The sequence below is a fragment of the Roseomonas sp. TF40 genome, from assembly GCF_057219975.1.
In genome coordinates this window covers 186,703-207,686 of record NZ_JBXVVR010000007.1, presented here as the reverse complement: position 1 = coordinate 207,686, position 20,984 = coordinate 186,703, and the positions used below count along the sequence as shown (strand labels likewise).

Genomic DNA, 20,984 nt, shown 5'->3' with positions numbered 1-20,984 from the left:
AGGAACCAATGAGGGGGCTCGAGAGAATGGACAGGACCGGGATCACGCGCCGCGGCGCGCTGGCGGTGGGTGGGCTGACGACAGCCGCGCTGGTGGGGCTGCGCAGCCCTCGCGCGCAAGGCGCGCCGGTGCGGATCGGCGAGCTGAACAGCTACGCCCGCATGGCCGCCTTCTCGGTGCCCTACCGCAACGCCATGCAGCTCGCCGCCGATGCGATCAATGCGCGCGGCGGCGTGATGGGCGGGCGGCCGCTGGAATTCATCTTCCGCGACGATGGCTCGACCCCCGGTGACGCCGTGCGCGTGGCGGAGGATCTGCTGACGCGCGAGAACGTGTCCTTCATCGCTGGTACCTTCCTTTCCAATGTGGGTCTCGCGGTCGCGGATTTCGCCAACCAGCGCCGGCGCCTGTTCTTCGCGACCGAGCCGCTGTCCGATGCCCTGACCATGGCGCAGGGCAATCGCTACACTTGGCGGCTGCGCCCCAACACCTACATGCAGACCCGCATGCTGACCGAGGCCGCGCGCGGGCGCAGCGAAAGGCGCTGGGCGATCGTCGCGCCCAACTACGAATACGGGCAGTCGGCGGCGGCGAATTTCAAGCGGCTGATCACGCAATCCATCCCCGGCGCGGAGATCGTGGCCGAGCAATATCCCGCGCTCGGGCGCGTCGATGCGGGCGCCACGGTGGGCGCGCTGGCGCAGGCGCGGCCGGATGCGATCTTCAACGTGCTGTTCGGCGCCGACCTCACCGCCTTCGTGCGGGAGGGCAATACGCGCGGGCTGTTCGAGCGCCGCTTCGTGCTCTCGCTACTGACCGGCGAGCCGGAATACATGATCCCGCTGGGCGACGAGACGCCCGAGGGCTGGATCGTCACCGGCTATCCCTGGGAGCAGGTGACCGAGCCCTCGCATGCCGCCTACGTCGCCGCCTATCGCGCACGCTTCAACGACACGCCGCGCAAGGGCAGCCTGCTCGGCTATGTCACGGTGCAGAAGATCGCCGCCATGCTGAACAAGGCGAACAGCACGGATAGCGAGGCGCTGGTGGAGGCGCTGCGCGACCTGCGGACGGAGACGGTGACCGGCCCGGTGACGATGCGCGCGCTCGACCAGCAGGGCACCATGGGCACCTGGGTGGGTGAGACGCATCTGCGCGGCCGCCAGGGGGCGATGCGCAACATCCGCTACGTGGATGGCGCGACCGTGATGTTCCCCGAGGCCGAGGTGCGCGCCGCGCGGCGTATCTGAGTGGAACCCGGCTTCATCGTGGTCCAGGCCCTGTCGGGCCTGGCCAGCGCCTCCTCGCTCTTCGTCATCGCTTCGGGGCTGACGCTGGTCTTCGGCGTCACGCGCATCGTCAACTTCGCGCATGGCAGCTTCTACATGCTCGGCGCCTATATGGCGGTGACGATCGTGCCCTGGCTGCTGGAATTCGACCGCAACCCCTGGCTGTTCTTCGCCGGCGTGCTGATCAGCGCGCTGGTAGTGGGCGCGCTCGGCGTGGTGATGGAAGTCCTGCTGCTACGCCGGATCTACAAGGTGCCGGAGTTGTTCCAGCTGCTCGCCACCTTCGGCGTGGTGCTGATGGTGCAGGATGCGGTGCTGAAGATCTGGGGGCCGGTCGACATCCCGGGGCCCCGCGCGCCCGGCCTGCGGCATGGCGTGGAGATCCTCGGCCAGCGCTTTCCCGCCTATGAACTCTTCCTGATCTTCGTCGGGCCGGCCGTGCTCGGCCTGCTCTGGCTGCTGATGCACCGCACGCGTTTCGGCATCCTGATCCGTGCGGCGACGCGCGACCGCGAGATGGTGGGCGCGCTCGGCGTGAACCAGGCGATGCTCTTCACCGGCACGCTGTTCCTCGGCGCCTTCCTCGCGGGGCTGGGCGGGGCACTGCAGATTCCGCGCGTCTCGGCCTCGGGCCAGATGGATCTCTCGATCATCACCGAGGTCTTCGTGGTGACGGTGATCGGCGGCATGGGCAGCATCACCGGCGCCTTCCTCGCCGCCGTGCTGATCGGCCTGCTGCAGGCCTTCGGCGTGCTGGTCTTCCCGAAGATCACGCTGGTGCTGGTCTTCCTGCTGATGGCCGCGGTGCTGGTGGTGAAGCCCTGGGGCCTGCTCGGCAAGCCCGAGCCCGCCGCGGGCCGCGCTGCCTTGCCGGAGGGCATCCTTGCGCCGCGGCGCTTCGCCCTGCCCGAGCGCGCGCTGCTGGGCCTCGCCATCGCTGCCGCGCTGCTGCTGCCGCTCTTCGGCGACGCCTATGCGATGAAGGTGATGACCGAGGTGATGATCTTCGCCCTCGCCGCCTTCTCGCTGAACTTCCTGGTGGGCAATGGCGGCATCGTGAGCTTCGGCCACGCCGCCTATTTCGGCCTGGGCGCCTATGGCGCGGGGCTGCTGGTGACGAAGCTCGGCCTGCCGATGGAACCCGCGCTGCTGGCGGCGCCGATCGTGGGCGGGGCCTTCGCCGCCCTGTTCGGCTTTTTCGTCGTGCGGCTCTCGGGCATCTACCTCGCCATGCTCACCCTGGCCTTCGCGCAGATCGCCTATGCGGTGTGCTTCCAATGGGTCGAGGTGACAGGCGGCGACAATGGCGTGGTCGGCGTGTGGCCCAGCGCCTGGGCGGCCTCGCGCCATGTCTATTTCTACCTCGTCGCGGTGTTGGCCATCGGCGCGATCCTCGCGCTGCGCCATGTGGTCTACGCGCCCTTCGGCGCGACGCTGCGCGCGGCGCGCGACTCCGAACAGCGCGCGGATGCCATCGGCGTGGATGTGCGCACGCATCGCTGGCTGGGCTTCACGCTGGCCGGCAGCGCGGCCGGTCTTGCCGGCGGGCTCTACGCCTTCTCGAAGGGCTCGATCGACCCGACGCTGCTGGCGATCCCGATGTCGGTCGATTTCCTGGCGATGATCCTGCTGGGCGGCATCCAGACCGTGATGGGCGCGGTGATCGGCGCGGGCGCCTTCCACGCGATCAAGGACATCTTCATGCCGCTGACGGATTTCTGGCGGTTCCTGCTGGGGGCCTCGATCATCGCTTTGGTCCTGATCTTCCCGCGCGGGCTGAGCGGCGCCTATGCCGTGCTGCGCGGGCAGGCGGTTGTGGTGCGCTCATGACGCTGCTCTCGGTCGAGGGACTCAACAAGCGCTTTGGCGGCGTGGTGGCGGCGCGTGATGTCTCCTTCACGCTCGCGGCCGGCGAGATGCTGGCGATCATCGGGCCGAACGGCGCGGGCAAATCCACCACCTTCAACATGGTCGGCGGGCAGCTCCGCCCCGATACCGGGCGCGTCACGCTCGCCGGGCAGGACATCACGGGCATGGCCCCGCGCATGGTGTGCCGCCTGGGTGTGGGGCGCACCTTCCAGGTGGCGCAGACCTTCCTCTCCATGGCGGTGATCGGCAATGTGCAGATGGCGCTGATCGCCCATGCCGGGCGCACGCGCGACATGCTCGCGCGTACCGATGATCTCTATCGTGACGAGGCCCTCGCCCTGCTCGCGCGCGTTGGCATGGAAGCGGCCGCGGATCGCCCGATCGGCGAGCTGGCCTATGGCGATGTGAAGCGCGTGGAGCTTGCCATCGCACTTGCCGCAGCACCGCGGCTGCTGCTGATGGATGAACCCACCGCCGGCATGGCGCCGCGCGAACGCGCGAGCCTGATGCAGCTCACCGCCAATATCGCGCGCGAGGAGGGCATCGGCGTGCTCTTCACGGAGCACGACATGGATGCGGTCTTCGCCCATGCGGATCGCATCCTCGTGCTTGTGCGCGGCGAGATCATCGCCCGCGGCTCGCCCGAGGAGGTGCGCGCGGATGAGCAGGTGAAGCGCGTCTATCTCGGCACCACCGGCCACAAGGCGGCGCTGCGGGCAAGGCGCGCGGCACATGGCTGACGCGGTGCTGGAGGTCGAGGGCCTGAAGGCCGGCTACGGCCCGGCCGAAGTGCTGTTTGGCGTCACCCTCACCCTGCGGCGCGGCGAGGTCGCGGCGCTGATGGGGCGCAACGGCGCGGGCAAATCCACCACGCTGAAGGCCATCATGGGCCTGCTGGCGCCGCGCGCCGGGCGGCTGCGCTTCGCTGGCCATGACATCACCGGCCTGGCCCCCTTCCGCATCGCGCGGCTCGGCCTGGGCTATGTGCCGGAGGAGCGGCGGATCTTCACCGACCTCACCGTCTTCGAGAATCTCGAGGTCGGCCGCCGGCCCGCGTCGCCCGGCCGCGCGGCCTGGACGCCCGAACGACTCTTCGCCGTCTTCCCCAACCTGGCCGAGATGCGCAACCGCCGCGCGAGCGCCATGTCGGGCGGTGAGCAGCAGATGCTGACCATCGCGCGCACGCTGATGGGCAATCCCGAGGCCGTGCTGCTCGACGAGCCGAGCGAGGGCCTCGCCCCCGTCATCGTCGAGCTGATGGCCGAGGCGGTGCTGCGCATGAAGCAGGAAGGCATCGCCGTGCTGCTCTCCGAACAGAATCTTGACTTCGCCGCGGCCGTCAGCGACCGCGCCTATGTCATCGAGAAGGGCAGCATCCAGTACCAGGGCACGATGGCGGCGCTGGAAGCCGATGACCATGTGCGCGAAGCCTATCTGACGGTATGAGCATGCGGATCGTCGCTGGCATCGATGTGGGTGGGACCTTCACGGACCTGTTGCTGCAACAGGCGGATGGCAGCGTGCGCCTCGCCAAGGTGCCGACCACCACGGCGAATCAGGCGGATGGCGTGCTGGCCGCCATCGCGGCCGCGGGCAGCGATCCGGCCGCGCTCGACCTGATCATCCATGGCACCACGGCGACGACGAATGCGGTGCTCGAGCGCAAGCTGGCGCGGGTCGGCCTGATCACGACTCTGGGCTTCCGCGACGTGCTGGAACTCGGCCGGCGCACGCGCCCGCACCCCTATGGCCTCACCGGCAGCTTCACGCCGCTCGTGCCGCGCGAGTGGCGGCGCGAGGTGGCGGAGCGCATGGACGCGCGCGGCCATGTGCTGACGCCGCTCGACGAGGAGGCCGTGGCGCGCGAGGTACGCGCGCTGCTGGCCGAGGGGTGCGAGGCGCTGGTCATCCACTTTCTCCATGCCTATGCCAATCCGGCGCATGAAGCGCGTGCGGGGGAGATCGCGCGCGCGCTCTGGCCGAACGCCTATGTCACGCTGGGGCATGAGCTTCTCTCGGAATTCCGCGAATATGAGCGCGGCACGACGGCGAGCGTGAATGCCGCGGTGCAGCCCGTGCTCGATCGCTACCTGCACCGGCTGCAGGAGAAGCTGGCCGAGGCCGGGCATCGTCGCGACCTGCTGGTGATGAACGGCAATGGCGGCACGGTGCCGGCGCGGCTCGTCGCGCGCGATGCGGCGAAGACGGTGATGTCCGGCCCCGCCTCGGGCGTCATGGCCGCCGCCGCGACGCTGGCGCAGAGCGGGCTGGCGAATGCGATCACCTATGACATGGGCGGGACCTCCACCGATGTCGCGCTGATCGCCGGCGGCGTGCCGGAGGTCTCGGCCGAGCTCTCCATCGCCTATGGGCTGCCGATCCACTTGCCGATGGTCGATGTGCGCACGGTGGGGGCGGGCGGTGGCTCGATCGCCAGCCTCGATCGCGCGGGGATGCTGCGCGTGGGACCGGAGAGCGCGGGCAGTACGCCGGGGCCGATCTGCTACGGGCGCGGCGGGACCCGACCGACCATCACGGACGCGAATCTCGTGCTCGGCCGGCTCGATCCGCAGCGCCTGCTCGCGGTGCGCGATCCGGTGTCGATCGCGACGCTGCGGGAGGTCTTCGCGCGCGAGATCGGCAACCCGCTCGGCCTCTCGGTGGAGCAGGCGGCGGCGGCGGTGATCCGGCTCGCGAATGTGCACATGACCGGCGCCATCAGGATGGTGTCGCTCTCGAAGGGGCATGACCCGCGCGACTTCGTGCTCTTCGCCTTCGGTGGCGCCGGCCCGCTGCATGCCGTGGCATTGGCGCGCGAGATCGGCATTCCCGAAGTGCTCGTGCCGGCGCGCCCGGGGCTGACCAACGCGCTGGGCTGCCTCGTCGCCGATCTGCGGCAGGATCTGGTGAACACGCTCAACCGCGGGCTGGATGACATCCCCGAGGCGGAGATCGCCGCCACCCTTGCCACGCAGCGCGAACGCGGCCTCGCCACCGTGCTGGCCGAGCGCGGCGAGGTGGAGGAAGCGGTGGTGCTGCACAGCGCGGAGATGCAGTTCCGCGGCCAGACGCATCTGATCCGCGTGGCGCTGCCGCGCGCGGAGATGACCCGCGCCGAGATCCAGGCCGCCTTCGAGGCCGCCTATTTCGCCCGCTTCCAGATCCGCATGCCGGAGATTCGTGCCGTACTGGTCAACCTCAACACCAGCGTGATCGGCAAGCGTCGCGCCTTCGATCTGGCGGCGCTGCTGCCGAAGCCCGAGGGCGAGCCGCTGATCGGCGAGCGCGCCCTCTACGCCGATGGCGCCTGGCATCAGGCAAGGATCTGGCAGCGCGAGGCGCTGTCGCCCGGGGCGCGCATCGCCGGCCCCGCCATCCTGCAGCAGGCGGATGCGACGACGGTGCTGGAGCCCGGATCGGAAGCGGTGGTCGATGCCATCGGCAATCTGCGCATCCGGGTGCAACCATGACCGAGCCCGATGCGCTGACCCTGGCGGTGATCCAGGCGGGCCTGCAGCAGGTCTGCAACGAGATGGACATCGCCTTCTCCCGCGCCGCCTTCTCACCGGTGATCGCCGAGGCCGATGACCGCTCGGATGGGATCTATGGCGTCGAGGATGGCGCGCTGATCGCGCAGGGCGAGCTGGGCCTGCCGGTCTTCGTCGGCACCATGGCGCATTCGGCGGCGCATTTGTCCCGACTCATCCGCGAGGGCTCGGTCGCGCCGCCGGAACCCGGCGACATCTACATCGTCAACGATCCCTATCTCGGCGGCACGCATCTGATGGATGTGCGTTTCGCCAAGCCGGTCTTCGTCGAGGGCGCGCAGTTCTGCTGGCTGCAGAACACCGGCCACTGGCCCGATATCGGCGGCATGGTGCCGGGCGGGTTCAGCGCCCATGCCACCGAGGTCGAGCAGGAGGGGCTGCGCCTGCCGCCCGTGAAGCTGTTCAAGCGCGGCGTGCTGGACCGCGAGATCCTGTCCATCATCCAGTCCAACATCCGCGTCGCGGACCAGCGCATCGGCGACATCAAGGCGCAGGCCGCCGCACTTCTGGTGGGCGAGACGCGGTTGATGGAACTGGTCGCGCGCCATGGCGCCGCGACGCTGAAGGCCGCCATCGCCGGCATCCAGGCCCGCGCCGCCGCGCGCATGCGCGCCGAGATCGCGCGCATCCCCGATGGCAGCTACAGCGCTGAGACCATCGTCGATTCCGACGGCGTGGTGAACGAGCCGCTGCGCATCCGCCTGACCATCACCAAGCAGGGCGAGGGCATGGTCTTCGACCTTTCCGGCTCCTCGCCCCCCTGCCAGGGGCCGATGAATTCGGTCTGGGCGACGACCTGCTCGGCGATCTATCTCGGCGTGAAGCATGTCTTCCCCGAGGTGCCGATCAATGCCGGCACCTTCGCGCCGCTGACCGTGCTGCGGCCGGAGGGCACCTTCCTCGATGCGCGATATCCGCGCCCCGTCTCGGGCTGCGCGGCGGAGGTCAGCCAGCGCATCGCGGAGGCGGTGTTCCTCGCACTCGCGCAGGCGATCCCGGACCAGCTCTGGGCGGCGCCGGCCGGCACCTCGGGCAATTTCGCGCTTGGCGGCTTCGATCCCGCGCGCCAGGCGGGCTATGTGATGTACCAGATCACCGGCGGCGGCTATGGCGGCAATGCGCGGGAGGATGGGCTGACCAATGGCTGCTCCACCATCGGCATCAGCAAGACCGCGCCGGTCGAGGTGATGGAGCAATACTATCCGGTGCTGTTCAGGCGTTTCGCGATCCATGAGGGCTCCGGCGGCGCCGGGCTGCGGCGTGGCGGCTTCGGCGTGCATTACGAGGTCGAATTGCTGCGTGGCGAGGCCCGCGCCAGCTTCGTCATGGATCACGGCCGCACCGGCCCGCCCGGCGTCTGCGGCGGCGGGGAAGGGGCGCGCAATGTCGTGCGGCTGCATCGCGGCGGGGTCACGACGATTCCGGAACATCTCTCCAAGGACCAGGGGCTGCGGCTCGTGGCCGGTGACCGCGTGGAGGTGATGACGCCCGGCGGCGGCGGCTATGGCGATCCCCGCGGGCGCGACCGCGCCCTGGTCGCGCAGGATGTGGCACGCGGCTACTACACGCGCGCCGAGGCCGAGCAGCTGTTCGGGCCCTTCGCATGAGCGCCTATCATCGCCCCGCGACGCTGGCCGAGGCCCTGTCGATCCGCGCCGCGCAGGACGTCGCCATCATCGCCGGCGGCACGGATATCTACCCGGCCGCGGCCACGCGCCGCGCCTGGGGCGAGCCGACGCAGAAGGACATCCTCGACATCACCGGGATCCCCGGCCTCGACGCGATCGAGCGCACGTCCACGGGCTGGCGCATCGGCGCGCTGGTGACCTGGTCGGCGCTGCGCGCGGCGGCGCTGCCGCCGCTCTTCGATGGGCTCAAGCGCGCGGCGGCGGAGGTGGGCGGGGCGCAGGTGCAGAATCGCGGCACCATCCTCGGCAACCTCATCACCGCTTCGCCGGCTGGCGACGGGATTCCGAACCTGCTGGCGCTGGAGGCGATGGTGGAGATCGCCGGCCCGTGGCCGCGGCTGGTGCCCGTGGCCGATTTCCTCACCGGCTACCGTGCGGTGGCGCTGCGGGCGGAGGAGATCGCCATCGCCCTGCATGTGCCTGATCTTCCAGGCGGCATCGGCCATTTCCAGAAACTCGGCGCGCGGCACTATCTCGTCATCTCGATCGTGATGGTGGCGGGCGTGCTGGCGCTCGAGGCCGGGCGCATCACCGCGGCCCGGCTGGCCATCGGCGCCTGCGGGCCGGTGGCGCAGCGCCTGCCGGCGCTCGAATCGGCGCTGCTCGGCGCCACGCCGGGCGCGGCGGCGGCGCTGGTGCAGCCGGCGCATCTTGAAGCCCTCACGCCCATCGATGACATCCGCGCCTCCGCCGCCTATCGCCGCGCGGCGGCGCTGACACTGCTGCGCGACCTGCTGCGGGGGATGCACGCATGATCGCCTTCACGCTCAACGGCGCGCCCTGCACCATCGAAGCTGCGCCCTTCGCGCCGCTGTCGGAGACGTTGCGGGAACGGCTCGGCCTCACCGGCACGAAGGTGGGTTGCGAAGCGGGCGATTGTGGCGCCTGCACCGTGCTGGTGGAGGGCCGCCAGGCCTGCGCCTGCCTGGTGCCGACGGCGCAAGTCGCCGGTGCCAGCGTGACCACCATCGAGGCCGAGTTGCCCGTGCTGGATCGCCTGCGCGCCGCCTTCCTCGCGCATGGCGCGGCGCAATGCGGCATCTGCACGCCGGGCATGATCATGGCGGCGGCGGATCTGCTGCTGCGCGAGGCATCGCCCACGCGCGCGCAGGTGATGGATGCGATCGGCGGCGTGCTGTGCCGCTGCACCGGCTATGCGAAGATCCTCGACGCCATCATGGATGTCGCGCCCCGCGCCATGCCGATGCCCGAGGCGGGCGCGGCGGTGGGCGCAGGCATCGTGCGGCTTGACGGCGCGGCGAAGGTGCTGGGCACGGATCGCTTCGGCGCGGATTTCGCGCCCGCCGATGCGCTGTGGCTGCGTGTGGTGCGCGCACCCCATGCCAGCGCGCGCTTCACGCTGGGTGACCTGGAAGCGGCGCGGCAGCGCCTGGGGCTGGAAGCCATCCTCACCCATGCCGATGTGCCCGGGCTGAACGGCTTCGGCATCATGCCGAACCTCAAGGACCAGCCCGTGCTGGCCGAGGGAATCGTGCGCTTCCGGGGCGAGGCGGTGCTCGGCCTGGTCGGCACCCAGGCGGCCGTGGCGGCGGTGCGCGATTCGGACCTGCCGCTCACCTGGGAGATCCTGCCCGTGCTGCAGGGCGTGGAGGCGGCGGCGGCGCCGGGCGCGCCGCAGCTTCACGCCCATGCGCCGGGCAATGTGCTGGTGCGCGGGCGGCTGGTGCGCGGCGATGCCGCGACGGCGCCCGCCTTCGTCACCGCCGAGGCCAGTTTCGAGACAGGCTTCGTCGAGCACGCCTACATCGAGCCCGAGGCCGGGCACGCCATCCCGCGCGCGGGTGGCATGGACATCATCGCCTGCACCCAGGCGCCCTACATGGATCGCGAGGAGACGGCGCGCGTGCTCGGGCTGCCCGAGGAGTCGGTGCGCATCATCCCCACCGCCTGCGGCGGCGGTTTCGGCGGCAAGCTCGATGTCTCGGTGCAGCCCTTGCTCGCGGTTGCGGCGCGCAAGGTGAATCGCCCCGTGCGCATGGTCTATTCGCGCACCGAGAGCATGGCGAGCACGACGAAGCGCCACCCGGCGCGCATCACGGCGCGGATGAGCGCCGACGCCGAGGGGCATTTCACGTCCTTCGCCATGACGGCGCGCTTCAACACCGGCGCCTATGCGAGCTGGGGACCGACGGTGGCGAACCGCGTGCCGGTCCACGCCGCGGGGCCCTATCGCGTGCCGCATGTCGCGAACCACTCGGCCGCGATCTACACGAATGACACGCCCGCCGGCGCCTTCCGCGGCTTCGGCGTGCCGCAGGCGGCGATCGCGACCGAATCGCTCGTTGATGACTTGGCCGCGCAACTCGGCCTGGATCGCTGGGAGATCCGGCGCCGCAACGCCATCGGCCATGGCGATGTGACGCATTCCGGCCAGGTGCTGCACGCCTCGGCCGGTCTGCCCGAGTGCCTCGATGCGCTGAAGCCGGCCTGGGAGGCGATGCTGGCGGAAGTGGCCGCGCATAACGGCACCAACACGCGCCATCGCCTCGGCGCGGGCATCGCCTGCATGTGGTATGGCTGCGGCAACACCTCCATGTCGAATCCCTCGCGCATGCGGCTCGTGCTCGGGCGCGATGGCACGCTGACGCTGTTCAACGGCGCCGTCGATATCGGGCAGGGCAGCACGACTGTGCTCGCGCAGATCTGCGCCGATGCGCTGGGCTTGCCGTTGGAACGCTTCCGCTTCGTGCTCGGCGATACGGACCTGACCTTCGATGCGGGCAAGACCTCCGCCAGCCGCCAGACCTTCGTGAGTGGCCGTGCGGCGATGGAGGCCGGGAAGGCCTTGCGCGCGCGCCTCCTCGCGCTCGCCAATGCGGGCGAGGCGGCGGCGTTGCATCTCGATGGCACGATCCTGCGCGTGGGCGCGGCGCGGGAGATCGACCTCGCGACGCTGGAGAGCGATCTTGAGGCTGAGGGGCGCTATGACCCGCCGACCACGGCACTCGATGCCGATGGCCAGGGCGTGCCCTACGCCACCTATGGCTTCGCCGCGCAACTCGCGCTTGTTGCGGTGGACACGGCGCTCGGCACCGTGAAGGTGAAGCGCATCGTCGCGGCGCAGGATGTCGGGCGCGCGATCAATCCCTCGCTGACGCTGGGCCAGATCCATGGCGGCATCGCGCAGGGCCTCGGCCTCGCGCTGATGGAGGAATTCATCCCCGGCCGTACCGAGAACCTGCACGACTACCTGATCCCGACCGCGGGCGACGTGCCGGAGATCACCGTGCATCTGATCGAGGATCCGGAACCTGAGGGCCCCTTCGGCGCGAAGGGCGTGGGCGAGCCTGCGCTGGTGCCGACCGCGCCCGCCATCCTCGGCGCCATCCGCCACGCCACGGGCGTGACGATGCGCCAGGTGCCCGTGTTGCCGCATCGGCTGTGGAAGGCGCTGCATGTCCGATAGGGTCAGCGCCGCAGCCCGCAGCCAGCAATTCGGCCAGGCGGAGGGTGAGGGCATCATCCGCTGCGATGCCTGCCCGGTGCTCTGCCGCATCCGCCCCGGGCGCAGCGGCGCGTGCAGCCGCTACGCCAACCAGGATGGGCAGCTGGTCCGCACCGATCCGGCCATCACGCTCGCGCAGCAGGTCGAGGCGGGCGGGCCGGTCGTGGCCTTTGCCGAAGGGGCGTGGGACGGAAAGCTGCTCGACCCGTCGCGCGCCTTCGTCACCGGCATCGGCGCGGGCACCACCTATCCGGACTACAAGCCCGCGCCCTTCATCGTCGGCGCCACGCATCACGGCGTCGATACGGTGACGATCGTGACGGAGGGAATCTTCAGCTATTGCGGCGTGAAGGTGAAGATCGACACGGACCGCCATCTCGGCCCCGAGGCCGCGGCGGTGCGCGCGAAGGGCGAGCAGGTGGGCCATGTCACCACCGCCGAATATGGCAGCCAGATGCTCAGCCTCGGCGGCGTGCGGCACCTCACCGGGGGCTCGAAGCGCGAGGGCACGATCACCTGCGAGACGCTGCTCGCGCTCTGCGCCGGCGAGGCGGTGGAGCTGACCATCGATGGCGGCCATGCCGTGCGCGTGCAGGCGGGCGCCGCGCCGATTGTCGATGGGCGTGCGGAAGTGCGCATGCGCGTGGGTTGCGGCAGCGCCACAGTCGGCATCTTCGCGCAGCAATGGCTCGGCCATGTCGATGAGGTGATCGTGGTGGATGACCACATCACCGGCGTGCTCAGCGAACACCAGGCGGGCAAGGTGCTCGGCATGAAGCCGGCGGGCATCCGCGTGCGTGGCCGGCGCTCCACGCCCGGGCGCTATTTCCAGGTGGCGAATCCGGGCCTCGGCTGGGGTGGCACGGACATCACCGATCCGCTCGGCATCATCGAGAGCATCGATCCCCGAACAGCCTGGCCCGGCTTGCGCCTGCTGCTGACCTCCACCACCGGGGAGGATGCGCTCTACTGCGTGCTGGATGAGTCGCTGCGGCCGGTGGAAGCGCCGATGCCCGAGGCGGTGCGTGTGGTGGTCGAGCGCATCGGCGAGAATTGCGAACCCTCGCTCTGCACCGTGATCTTCATGGCCGGCGCGGGCGGTTCGCTGCGCGCGGGTGTCACGGAGAATCCCGTGCTGCTGACGCGCTCCGTGGCGGCGGGCGAGACGCGCGTCACCATGGGCGGCGCGCCCTGCTATGTCTGGCCCGGCGGGGGCATCACGGTGATGGCGGATGTGCTGAAGCTGCCGAAGAACGCCTTCGGCCATGTGCCCACGCCGGCCCTCGTCGCGCCCATCGAGTTCACCCTGCCGCGCGCGCTCTATGCGCAGCTGGGCGGGCACATGAAGGACATCGTGCCGGTCGAGGATCTGCTGCGGGGCCTGGGCGACCAGCTGCGCGTCGAGGGCTGGATCCCCGGCAATCCTTGGCCCTTCGCCAAGGGATGAAGGTGCAGCGCCTCACTGGCGGGCGGCTGCATCTGCATCACGGGCCGATCGACGTGGTGCTGAAGGGCGATGGTCCCGCGGACCAGGTGACCTCCGCCGAGGCCGCCGCGGCGCGGCGCTTCGCGACGATCCTTGATGAGCTTGTGGCCGAGTTGCCGTCGCTGCGCGCGGCGCAGCCGGGACCGCCGCTGCGCGGTGCGGTGGCGCGGCGCATGGCGGCGGGCTGCGCGCCCTTTGCGCGGCAGGGCATCTTCGTCACGGCCATGGCCGCGGTGGCGGGCGCGGTGGCGGATGAGCTGCTCGCGACCATGCGCGCGGCGGCACCCGGCCTCAGCCGCGCCTTCGTCAATGATGGCGGCGACATCGCGGTCTTTGTCGCGCCGGGTACCGCGCTGGACATCGCGCTCGCCGCCGACACTTCCGGGCGGAGGGAAGGCGCGCTGCGCGTCACGCCGGAGAGCGGCATCGGCGGCATCGCGACCTCGGGCCGGCATGGGCGCTCCTTCTCGCTCGGCATCGCCGATGCGGTCACGGTGGTCGCGCGCGATTCCGCGACGGCGGATGCGGCGGCCACGCTGCTCGCCAATGCGGTGGATGTGGCGAGCCCCGCCATCACCCGCGTGCCGGCCGAAAGCCTCGATCCGGACAGCGATCTCGGCGCGCGGCGCGTCACCACCCATGTCGGTGCGCTGACGGCGGATGAGATCGCGCGGGCGCTCGACCAGGGGGCGGTGCTGGCCGCGCGCTGGATCGCGCAGGGGCATATCCTTGGCGCGGCGCTGCGCCTCGCTGGCGCGGCGCGCGTGCTCGGGGCAGACTTGCCGCTTCTGACGGAGGCATCGCCATGAGCCAGGAACTCGTCATCCGCAAGACCGTGCTGCATGTGGAGGAGGTGCGCCATGATGGCGGGCCGGTGCTCGACCAGCCGATCCTGAAGGGCTGGTGCGCGGTGGTGCTGCGCAATCCCTTCGCGGGCCGTTTCGAGCCCGAGCTGATGTGGATGATGGAGGCGATGAAGCCGATCGGGCTGATGGTGGCGGAGAAGCTGCTCGCCGGGCTCGGCGGCGATGCGTCGCGCATCGAGGCCTATGGCAAGGGCGGGCTGGTCGGCACGGCGGGCGAGCTGGAGCATGGCGCGCTGTGGCATGTGGCCGGCGGCTATGCGATGCGCGGGCTGCTCGGCCAGGCGCTGTCCATCGTGCCGAGTATGACCAAGGTGGGGCCGATGGGCGCGGTTCTCGATCTGCCGATCCATCACCGCAACGCCGCCTATGTGCGCAGCCATTTCGACGGCATCACCTGCGTCGTGCCCGACGCGCCGCGCCCCGACGAGATCCTTTTCGCGCTGGCCATGACCACGGGTGGGCGGCCGCATGCCCGCGTTGGCGGGCTGCGGCAGGCGGATATCGCGGCCTGGGATGGGCAGCGATAGAGCACGATCGATGCTGATGCATCGATCTCGTGCTCTGGGACATATTGAAACTACAGCACGAAATCGACAAACACTGATCCAGTGTTTGTCGAGAGTGCTGTAGATGTGCGACTGGTGCGAGGATTGGGCGGCGCGGGAGCCGCGCGCGCCCGGCACGCCGGCCGAGGTGACGGCACAGGCGCGGCTACTCGAGCGTGCGATGCCGGGCACGCCCGTGGCCGATGCCGCCTGGCGCATCGCGCTGGGGCAGGAGAGCGGGGCCATCGCCTGGGCCGACCAGGCGCGCATCCTGGCCGCGCTGCAGCAGGCGGCGGCGATGCCCGCGCCCTTCGCCAAGGCGAAGCGGCGGGGTAAATTCCTCTGCGCCCTACAGCACTAGCCGATCACACTCGATCAGTGTGATCGGATTTCGTGCTGTAGATTCAATAGGTTCTAGAGCACGAGATCGATCCGAGAGGATCGATCGTGCTCTAGCGGGGTAGCTACATCTCGAAGAAGGGCGTCTCCGTCGCCGGATCGCCGCGCAGCAGCAGGTCGAAGCGGAAGACGCGCAGGCCGTCCGCGCGCGCCTCCTCGGTCGCCACCAGCAGCGGCCGCCGCGCCGGATCGACCAGCGCCAGCACGGGATCCGCCGCGTGCTGCGCGGCGTGGTCGGGGAAGAAGGCCGTGGTCATGGCGAGCCGCATCAACCCCGCGCCCATCACGATCAGGTTGATGTGCGGCGCGCGGGCGCCGGTGGAATCCACGAAGCCGCCGGGCATCACGGTGCGGAATGCGTAGCGCCCCTCGGCATCGGTGAAGGCGCGGCCCCAGCCGAGGAAATCGGGATCCGCGAGGTGCCGCGCGGGGTCGAGCGGATGGTCGAAGCGCCCCGCCGCATCCGCTTGCCAGGCCTCGAGGATCATGTTCACGCAGGGCACCCCGCCCTCGCGCCGCACCTGGCCGCGCAGCAGGATAGCCTCGCCCTGCGTGGTTGGCGCGGCGTCGGTGGCGATGCGCGTCAGGTCGTTGTCGCCGGGCTGGAAATAGGTGCGCGGGAAGAAGGGGCCGATCGTGGCCTGGGAGGTCGGCGGCAGCGGAGAATTGGTGAGCATGTCGGCCGCCTCAGGGTGTCGCCGGCGTGGCGTGGCGGCCGCGCAGCACGATGTCATGCGTGTAGCCGAGCCACTGGTCGCCCACCTCCCAGGGCGGCAGGTCGCGCGCGATCAGCCGCGCGCGCGCCGCCGCATCGGGCACGGCGTTGAGGATGCGGTCATGCGCGTTCAGCGGATCGCCGGCGAAATACATCTGCGTCACCAGCCGCGACAGCGAGGCCGGGCCGAGCACCGAGAAATGCACATGCGGCGGGCGCCACCAGGTCTCCTTCACCGGCACGGGATAGGCGCCGGGCTTGATGGTGAAGAAGGCGTAGCGGCCTTCCTCATCGGTCAGCAGCCTGCCATTGCCGACGAAGTTCGGGTCGAGCGGCGCGGCGCGCTGGTCGATCGGGTGGTAGTAGCGCCCGGCGGCATTGGCCTGCCACAGCTCCACCACCGCGCCGCGCACCGGGCGGCCATCCTCGTCCAGGATGCGCCCGGAGAGATGCATGAGCTGGCCGATGGCGGGGCGGCCGGGGATGGGCTCGGCGAGGTTGGCCTCGCCACAGGGCAGCTTGCGCTGCAGCGCGCGCGGGCCGGTGACCTCGGTGCGGCCGGGGGCGCGGCGCAGGAGCGGCTGGGCGGGGGTATGCGTCCAGGTATTGGGGTAACCCGGCACGGGCACCTCGGGCTCGATGCCCGGCGGCCAGGGGTCGAAACGATCGGGCGCTTCCTGCCGGGCCATGGGGCGAGCCTTCTTGCTGACGATCCAAGCGTGGCGGCGCGCCGCCGCCGGTGTCAATCGGCGCCTGCCGGCCGCTCCGCCTGCACCGCCAGCGCGACCAGCCCGCTGACCGCCACCAGCAGCAGCGCCGGCCAGAGCCAGACCCACCAGGCCAGGCCGATCAGCCCGAAGCCCGCCGCGATCATCTGCCCCCAGCTCGTCGCCCCCGGATCGCCGAGCCCGACGAAGGCCAGCGCGGCCTCGGCCAGCACCGCGCCGCCGAAGACGATGCCGGCGGCGGCCATCAGCGGCGCGGCGAGATGCGGCAGCAGATGCCGCCGCGCGAGGCCGGGCAGCGGTGCGCCGAGCGCGACGGCGGCGCGCCAGAACTCGGCCGCGCGCAGGCGCTGCACCTCGATGCGGATGATCCGCGCGATCATCGGCCAGCGCGTGAGGCCGAGCAGCAGCGCGAGATGCCAGGAAGCGCCCCCGAACAGGGCGGCGACCAGCACGGCCAGCAGCAGAGTGGGCAGGCTGGCGGTGATCTCGGCGAGGCGCATCATCGCCTCATCCAGCCAAAGCGGGCCGAGCCCGGCGAGCAGCCCCGCCGCCAGCCCGCAGGCGAGCGCCAGCGCCGTCGCCCCCGCCGCCACGGCCAGCGAGCTGCGCCCGCCCTGCAGCAGCGCCGCCAGCATGTCCCGCCCGAGGTCATCCGTGCCGAGCGGATGGGCGAGACTCGGCGGGTGCAGCGCCACCCCGCCCGGCAGCGTCGCCAGCGCGCCCGGGGGCGCGAAAGCGAGGCAGGCGAGGTAGAGCGCGACCAGCAGCGCGATGGCGAGGCGCTGCGCCGTCATGGTCCCGTCTGCCGGAGCCTGGGATCGAGCCAGGGCGCCAGCGCATCGGCCAGCAGATTCGCCGCCCAGGCCAGGGCGCAGGCGACGACCACGCTGCCGATCACCACCGGATGGTCGCGCGCCAGCGCCGCCGAGACGGCGAGCCGCCCGAGCCCCGGCAGGGCGAAGGCCACCTCGATCACCAGGGCGCCGCCGATCAGATTGCCCAGCCGCAGCGCGCTCAGCGTCGCCACCGGCAGGGCCGCATTGGGCAAGGCGTGGCGCAGCCGCGCCGCGCCGCGCGACATCCCGCGCGCCTGCGCCGCCACCACATAAGGCTGGCGCATCTCCGCCAGCAGCCCCGCGCGCAGCAGCAGCGCCACGAAGCAGAGCTGGTGCAGCGCGAGCGCCAGCACCGGCAGCGCCAGATGCCGCGCGCGCTCGATCACCAGCGCGAGGCCACCCGCGGCCGGATCGCGCGCATCGGCGATGCCCTGCACTGGCAGCAGGCCGAGGCCCAGGGCGAAGACCAGCACCAGCGCCTGCGCCACCACCGGCCCGGGCACGGCATGCAGCCCCGCGAGCGCCGCCACCGGCCAGCGCTGCGGCGTGCAGGCGGCGGCGAGGCCCAGCGCGCTCCCCGCCAGCGCCGCCAGCGCCGCGCCCGCCAGCGTCAGGCTCAGCGTCAGCGGCAGGCGCTCGGCGATCAGCGTGGCGACGGGCTGCTGCGCGCGCCAGGATTGGCCGAGATCGCCGCGCAGCAGCCCGCCCATCCAGTCCAGCCAGACCGCGACGGCCGGCCGGTCCAGCCCGTAGCGCTGCGTGATCTCCTCCAGCTGGCCGGGCGCGGCGTGCTCACCCGCCAGCCCCACCGCCGGCCCTCCCGGCGCGTGCCAGGCGAGGGCGAAGGCGAGGCTGGCGGCGAGGCCGATGGCCAGCGCGCCGAAGACCAGGCGCCGCGCGAGGAAGCGGATCAGGGCTGGCGCCAGGCGCGTTCGGCCACCTGGCTGGTCCAGGGCGCGAAATCGGCGAAGCGGTCGCGCCAGGCGGCGGTGAAGTCGGTCTCGACCAGCCAGAGATAGGGCAGGTCGCGCGCCAGGATCGCCTGCGCCGCGCGATAGGCCGCCCCCCTTGCGCCATCCTCCGTGAGCCCGGCTGCCGTATCGAACAGCGCATCGACCTCGGCATTGCGATAGCCGGCGGCGTTGGAGAAGGGCACGTTGCCCACGGCCGAGGAATGCACCATGCGCCGCGCGCCGATCTCGGGATCGCTGCCCTGGCAATAGGAGATCAGCGTCAGGTCGAAATCGCGCCGCGTGAAGACCGTCTGCGCCAGGGCGGCGGGATCCATCATGCGCGGGCGCAGCGCGATTCCGAGCGGCGCGAGTTGCTGGCGCAGCAGCTCCGACCACCGCGCGAAGGCCGGGAAATGCACGATGTCGAGCGTGGCCCGCAGCCCCTGCGCGTCGCGCGCCAGCCCCGCCGCGTCGAGCCGCCGGTTGGCCGCCGCCACATCGTGCCGCCACGGGGCCAGCGCATGGGGTGCCTGCGCCCAGGCGATGCCCGAGGCGATCGGCGCCGCCGCCACCCGCCCCTGGCCATGGGCGGCAAGGTCCAGCAGCCGCTGCCGGTCCACCCCCATCGCGAGGGCCTCGCGCAGCGCCAGGGTGCCGGTGAGCGGCCGGTCGAGGTTGAAGCCGAGCGACATCACGCAGTTCGATCCCCCCGCCACGGCGCGGGTTTCCATCAGCGTCACGCCGCGCCCGCGCAGCCGCGCCGCATCGGGGGGGGCGACGCGCGCCAGCATGTCCACCTCGCCGGCGAGCAGCGCGTTCACCTGGGTGTTGGCGTCGGGGATGATGCGGAAGACCAGCCGGTCGAGCCGCGGCAGGCCCGGCTTGAAATAGGCCGGGTTGCGCGTCAGCAGGACCTGCTCGTCGCGCCGATAGGAGTCGAAGCGGAAGGGCCCCGTGCCGACCGGGCGCAGATTGGCCGGGTTGGTGGTGGGATCCGTGCCGTCGAAGAGATGCGCGGGCAGGATCGGCGCCTCGCTGACCTCGAGCTGGCGCAGCAGCGCCGGGTGCGGGCGGTTGAGGCGGAAGACGACGATCCGATCGCCATCATGCTCCACCGCCGCCAGCACGGGGGCGAGGCCGGCGCGGGCGCGCGCATGGTGGCGCAGCAGCACCTGCTCGAAGCTCACCTGCACGTCGCGCGCGGTGAGGGGCGTGCCGTCATGCCAGCGCACATCGCCGCGCAGCCGGAAGGTGACGCTGAGCCCGTCCGGCGCCGTGGCCCAGACCTCGGCAAGGTCGGGCTGCGGCGTGCCGGCCTCATCCAGCGTGACCAGCCCGTTGAACAGCGAGCCCGCGACCGCGTGCAGCGGCCCGGCGGTGGAGATGGCGGGGTTGAGATGCCCCGGATCGCCCGCCACCGCGATCACCGCCGTGCCCCCACTGGTCTGCGCCGCGGCGGGCCAGGCGAGCAGGCAGCAGAGCAGAAGGCAGGCGAGGCGGCGCATGGGCGGCAATCCGGCGTGGAGCCGCGAAGGCTAGCCCCCGGTATGAGGATTGCCAAGAATCATCATAACCTGCCGCCGGCTGTGCAGCGCCCGCCCCCGCGCTACCGTGGCGCAGGGGAGCCACGCCATGCAACGCCTGACCATCAGCCTCGATGACGAGACCGCCGCCGCGCTGGACGCCTTCATGGCCGGGCGCGGCGACGCCAACCGCTCGGAGGCGATTCGTGACCTCTTGCGCGCGGGGCTAAGGGATGCCGCCGGGGCCAGCCAGCCCGACCTGCCCTGCGTCGCCGCCGTCTCCTACCTCTATGACCATCACGAGCGCGAACTCGGCCGCCGCCTGACCGAGGCGCAGCACGCGCATCACGACCTCGGCGTCACCACGCTGCATTTGCATCTGGATCACCATCTCTGCGTGGAGGTCGCGCTGCTGCGCGGCCCGGCGGCGGAGGTGCGCGGCTTCGCCGAGGCCCTGGTGCGCGAGCGCGGCGTGCGGCTGGGCGGGATCAACCTGATGCCGGTGCCCCTCCCCGCGCCCGCCGCGCCGGCGCCGCGCCGGTTGCGCGCCCCCCGCGCCAAGGCCTAGAAGCGCGGCGTGAGCCGTTCGGTCCAACGCCTGCTGCGGGTGCTTTTTGCCCTGGTGCTCTGCCTGCAGAGCGGCCTAGCGATGGCGCATTGCCTGCGCATGGCCAACCCGGCCGGCCACGCGGCCTTCCATGTCGAGATCTGCACGCCGGACGGCATCGTCACCTTGGATCTCGGCGCGGATGAGGCCCCCGCGCCGGGCGGCGACCATGCCGGCTTCTGCCTCACCTGCCATGGCGCGCCGCAGGCCGCGCCGCTGGCACCGCCCGGCCTGCCGGTGCCGACGCTGACGCGCCTCGCCCCGCCGCCGCTGCCCCTGCACGCCGCCGCCCCGCCCGGTGCGCGCGCCCCGCCCTACCAGCCGACCGGACCACCGGCCCAGGCCTGAACGGACCGACCCTGCCCCGGCGCTGCCGGTCGCGGGGCATCCCCGCCTTGGCGGGGCTCACCGATCACGCGCCAGCGGCCCCGCGCCGCCGCGCCCCCCATCCGCGCCGCCGCGCCGG

General features: G+C 71.5%; 19 protein-coding genes. 14 read left to right on the top strand and 5 right to left on the bottom strand.

What is annotated here, in order from left to right:
* The first annotated feature begins 26 nt into the window (after positions 1-26).
* The 12 genes from AC2D9U_RS19495 (at position 27) to AC2D9U_RS19440 (ending at position 15,118) form a co-directional block, all read left to right on the top strand.
* Positions 27-1,250, top strand: a complete 1,224-nt coding sequence (locus tag AC2D9U_RS19495; protein ID WP_484751991.1) for an ABC transporter substrate-binding protein — start codon at positions 27-29, stop codon at positions 1,248-1,250.
* The gene (locus AC2D9U_RS19490) at positions 1,251-3,119 is read left to right on the top strand and encodes an ABC transporter permease (RefSeq protein WP_484751989.1); all 1,869 of its coding nucleotides are present in this window, start codon (positions 1,251-1,253) and stop codon (positions 3,117-3,119) included.
* Positions 3,116-3,898, top strand: a complete 783-nt coding sequence (locus AC2D9U_RS19485) for an ABC transporter ATP-binding protein (protein WP_484751987.1) — start codon at positions 3,116-3,118, stop codon at positions 3,896-3,898. The genes AC2D9U_RS19490 and AC2D9U_RS19485 overlap by 4 nt, the downstream gene beginning before the upstream one ends.
* Complete coding sequence (locus AC2D9U_RS19480; RefSeq protein ID WP_484751985.1) at positions 3,891-4,604, top strand: ABC transporter ATP-binding protein; 714 nt, start codon at positions 3,891-3,893, stop codon at positions 4,602-4,604. The genes AC2D9U_RS19485 and AC2D9U_RS19480 overlap by 8 nt, the downstream gene beginning before the upstream one ends.
* Before the next feature lie 2 nt (positions 4,605-4,606).
* Positions 4,607-6,628: a hydantoinase/oxoprolinase family protein gene (locus AC2D9U_RS19475; protein WP_484751983.1), complete on the top strand. Its 2,022-nt coding sequence runs from the start codon at positions 4,607-4,609 to the stop codon at positions 6,626-6,628.
* A complete protein-coding gene (locus tag AC2D9U_RS19470; protein WP_484751981.1) occupies positions 6,625-8,313 on the top strand; it encodes a hydantoinase B/oxoprolinase family protein in 1,689 nt (562 codons plus the stop codon). The genes AC2D9U_RS19475 and AC2D9U_RS19470 overlap by 4 nt, the downstream gene beginning before the upstream one ends.
* Positions 8,310-9,149: an FAD binding domain-containing protein gene (locus AC2D9U_RS19465; protein WP_484751979.1), complete on the top strand. Its 840-nt coding sequence runs from the start codon at positions 8,310-8,312 to the stop codon at positions 9,147-9,149. Before AC2D9U_RS19470 ends, AC2D9U_RS19465 begins: the two co-directional genes overlap by 4 nt.
* Complete coding sequence (locus AC2D9U_RS19460) at positions 9,146-11,821, top strand: molybdopterin-dependent oxidoreductase (RefSeq protein ID WP_484751977.1); 2,676 nt, start codon at positions 9,146-9,148, stop codon at positions 11,819-11,821. The genes AC2D9U_RS19465 and AC2D9U_RS19460 overlap by 4 nt, the downstream gene beginning before the upstream one ends.
* Entirely contained in the window at positions 11,811-13,307 is a 1,497-nt protein-coding gene (locus AC2D9U_RS19455; RefSeq protein ID WP_484751975.1) for a type 2 periplasmic-binding domain-containing protein, read from the top strand. Before AC2D9U_RS19460 ends, AC2D9U_RS19455 begins: the two co-directional genes overlap by 11 nt.
* Complete coding sequence (locus AC2D9U_RS19450; protein ID WP_484751974.1) at positions 13,304-14,155, top strand: UPF0280 family protein; 852 nt, start codon at positions 13,304-13,306, stop codon at positions 14,153-14,155. Before AC2D9U_RS19455 ends, AC2D9U_RS19450 begins: the two co-directional genes overlap by 4 nt.
* Positions 14,152-14,739 (top strand): amino acid synthesis family protein, encoded by a 588-nt coding sequence (locus AC2D9U_RS19445; protein ID WP_484751972.1) that lies wholly within the window; start codon positions 14,152-14,154, stop codon positions 14,737-14,739. Before AC2D9U_RS19450 ends, AC2D9U_RS19445 begins: the two co-directional genes overlap by 4 nt.
* Before the next feature lie 103 nt (positions 14,740-14,842).
* Complete coding sequence (locus tag AC2D9U_RS19440) at positions 14,843-15,118, top strand: hypothetical protein (protein ID WP_484751970.1); 276 nt, start codon at positions 14,843-14,845, stop codon at positions 15,116-15,118.
* Positions 15,119-15,221: 103 nt separating this feature from the next.
* On the opposite strand, the gene pcaG is transcribed toward AC2D9U_RS19440, so the two are convergent.
* From pcaG to AC2D9U_RS19415, 5 genes are read right to left on the bottom strand one after another with little or no spacing between them, the layout of a single operon-like run.
* On the bottom strand, positions 15,222-15,833 hold the full coding sequence (gene pcaG, locus AC2D9U_RS19435; RefSeq protein WP_484751968.1) for a protocatechuate 3,4-dioxygenase subunit alpha: 612 nt from the start codon (positions 15,831-15,833) through the stop codon (positions 15,222-15,224).
* Positions 15,834-15,843: 10 nt separating this feature from the next.
* Positions 15,844-16,560 carry a dioxygenase family protein gene (locus tag AC2D9U_RS19430; RefSeq protein ID WP_484751966.1) on the bottom strand — a complete coding sequence of 239 codons (717 nt, stop codon included), beginning with the start codon at positions 16,558-16,560 and terminating at the stop codon, positions 15,844-15,846.
* A 53-nt stretch (positions 16,561-16,613) separates the two neighbouring features.
* Entirely contained in the window at positions 16,614-17,393 is a 780-nt protein-coding gene (locus tag AC2D9U_RS19425) for an ABC transporter permease (RefSeq protein ID WP_484751964.1), read from the bottom strand.
* Positions 17,390-18,346, bottom strand: a complete 957-nt coding sequence (locus AC2D9U_RS19420) for an ABC transporter permease (RefSeq protein WP_484752088.1) — start codon at positions 18,344-18,346, stop codon at positions 17,390-17,392. The genes AC2D9U_RS19425 and AC2D9U_RS19420 overlap by 4 nt, the downstream gene beginning before the upstream one ends.
* Positions 18,346-19,893, bottom strand: a complete 1,548-nt coding sequence (locus tag AC2D9U_RS19415; RefSeq protein WP_484751959.1) for an ABC transporter substrate-binding protein — start codon at positions 19,891-19,893, stop codon at positions 18,346-18,348. The genes AC2D9U_RS19420 and AC2D9U_RS19415 overlap by 1 nt, the downstream gene beginning before the upstream one ends.
* 127 nt (positions 19,894-20,020) lie before the next feature.
* Between AC2D9U_RS19415 and nikR the strand changes: the two genes are divergently transcribed.
* Both nikR and AC2D9U_RS19405 read left to right on the top strand, forming a co-directional pair.
* Complete coding sequence (gene nikR, locus AC2D9U_RS19410; protein WP_484751955.1) at positions 20,021-20,479, top strand: nickel-responsive transcriptional regulator NikR; 459 nt, start codon at positions 20,021-20,023, stop codon at positions 20,477-20,479.
* 9 nt (positions 20,480-20,488) lie between these two features.
* The gene (locus AC2D9U_RS19405; protein ID WP_484751952.1) at positions 20,489-20,866 is read left to right on the top strand and encodes a DUF2946 family protein; all 378 of its coding nucleotides are present in this window, start codon (positions 20,489-20,491) and stop codon (positions 20,864-20,866) included.
* The last annotated feature ends 118 nt before the right edge of the window (positions 20,867-20,984 follow it).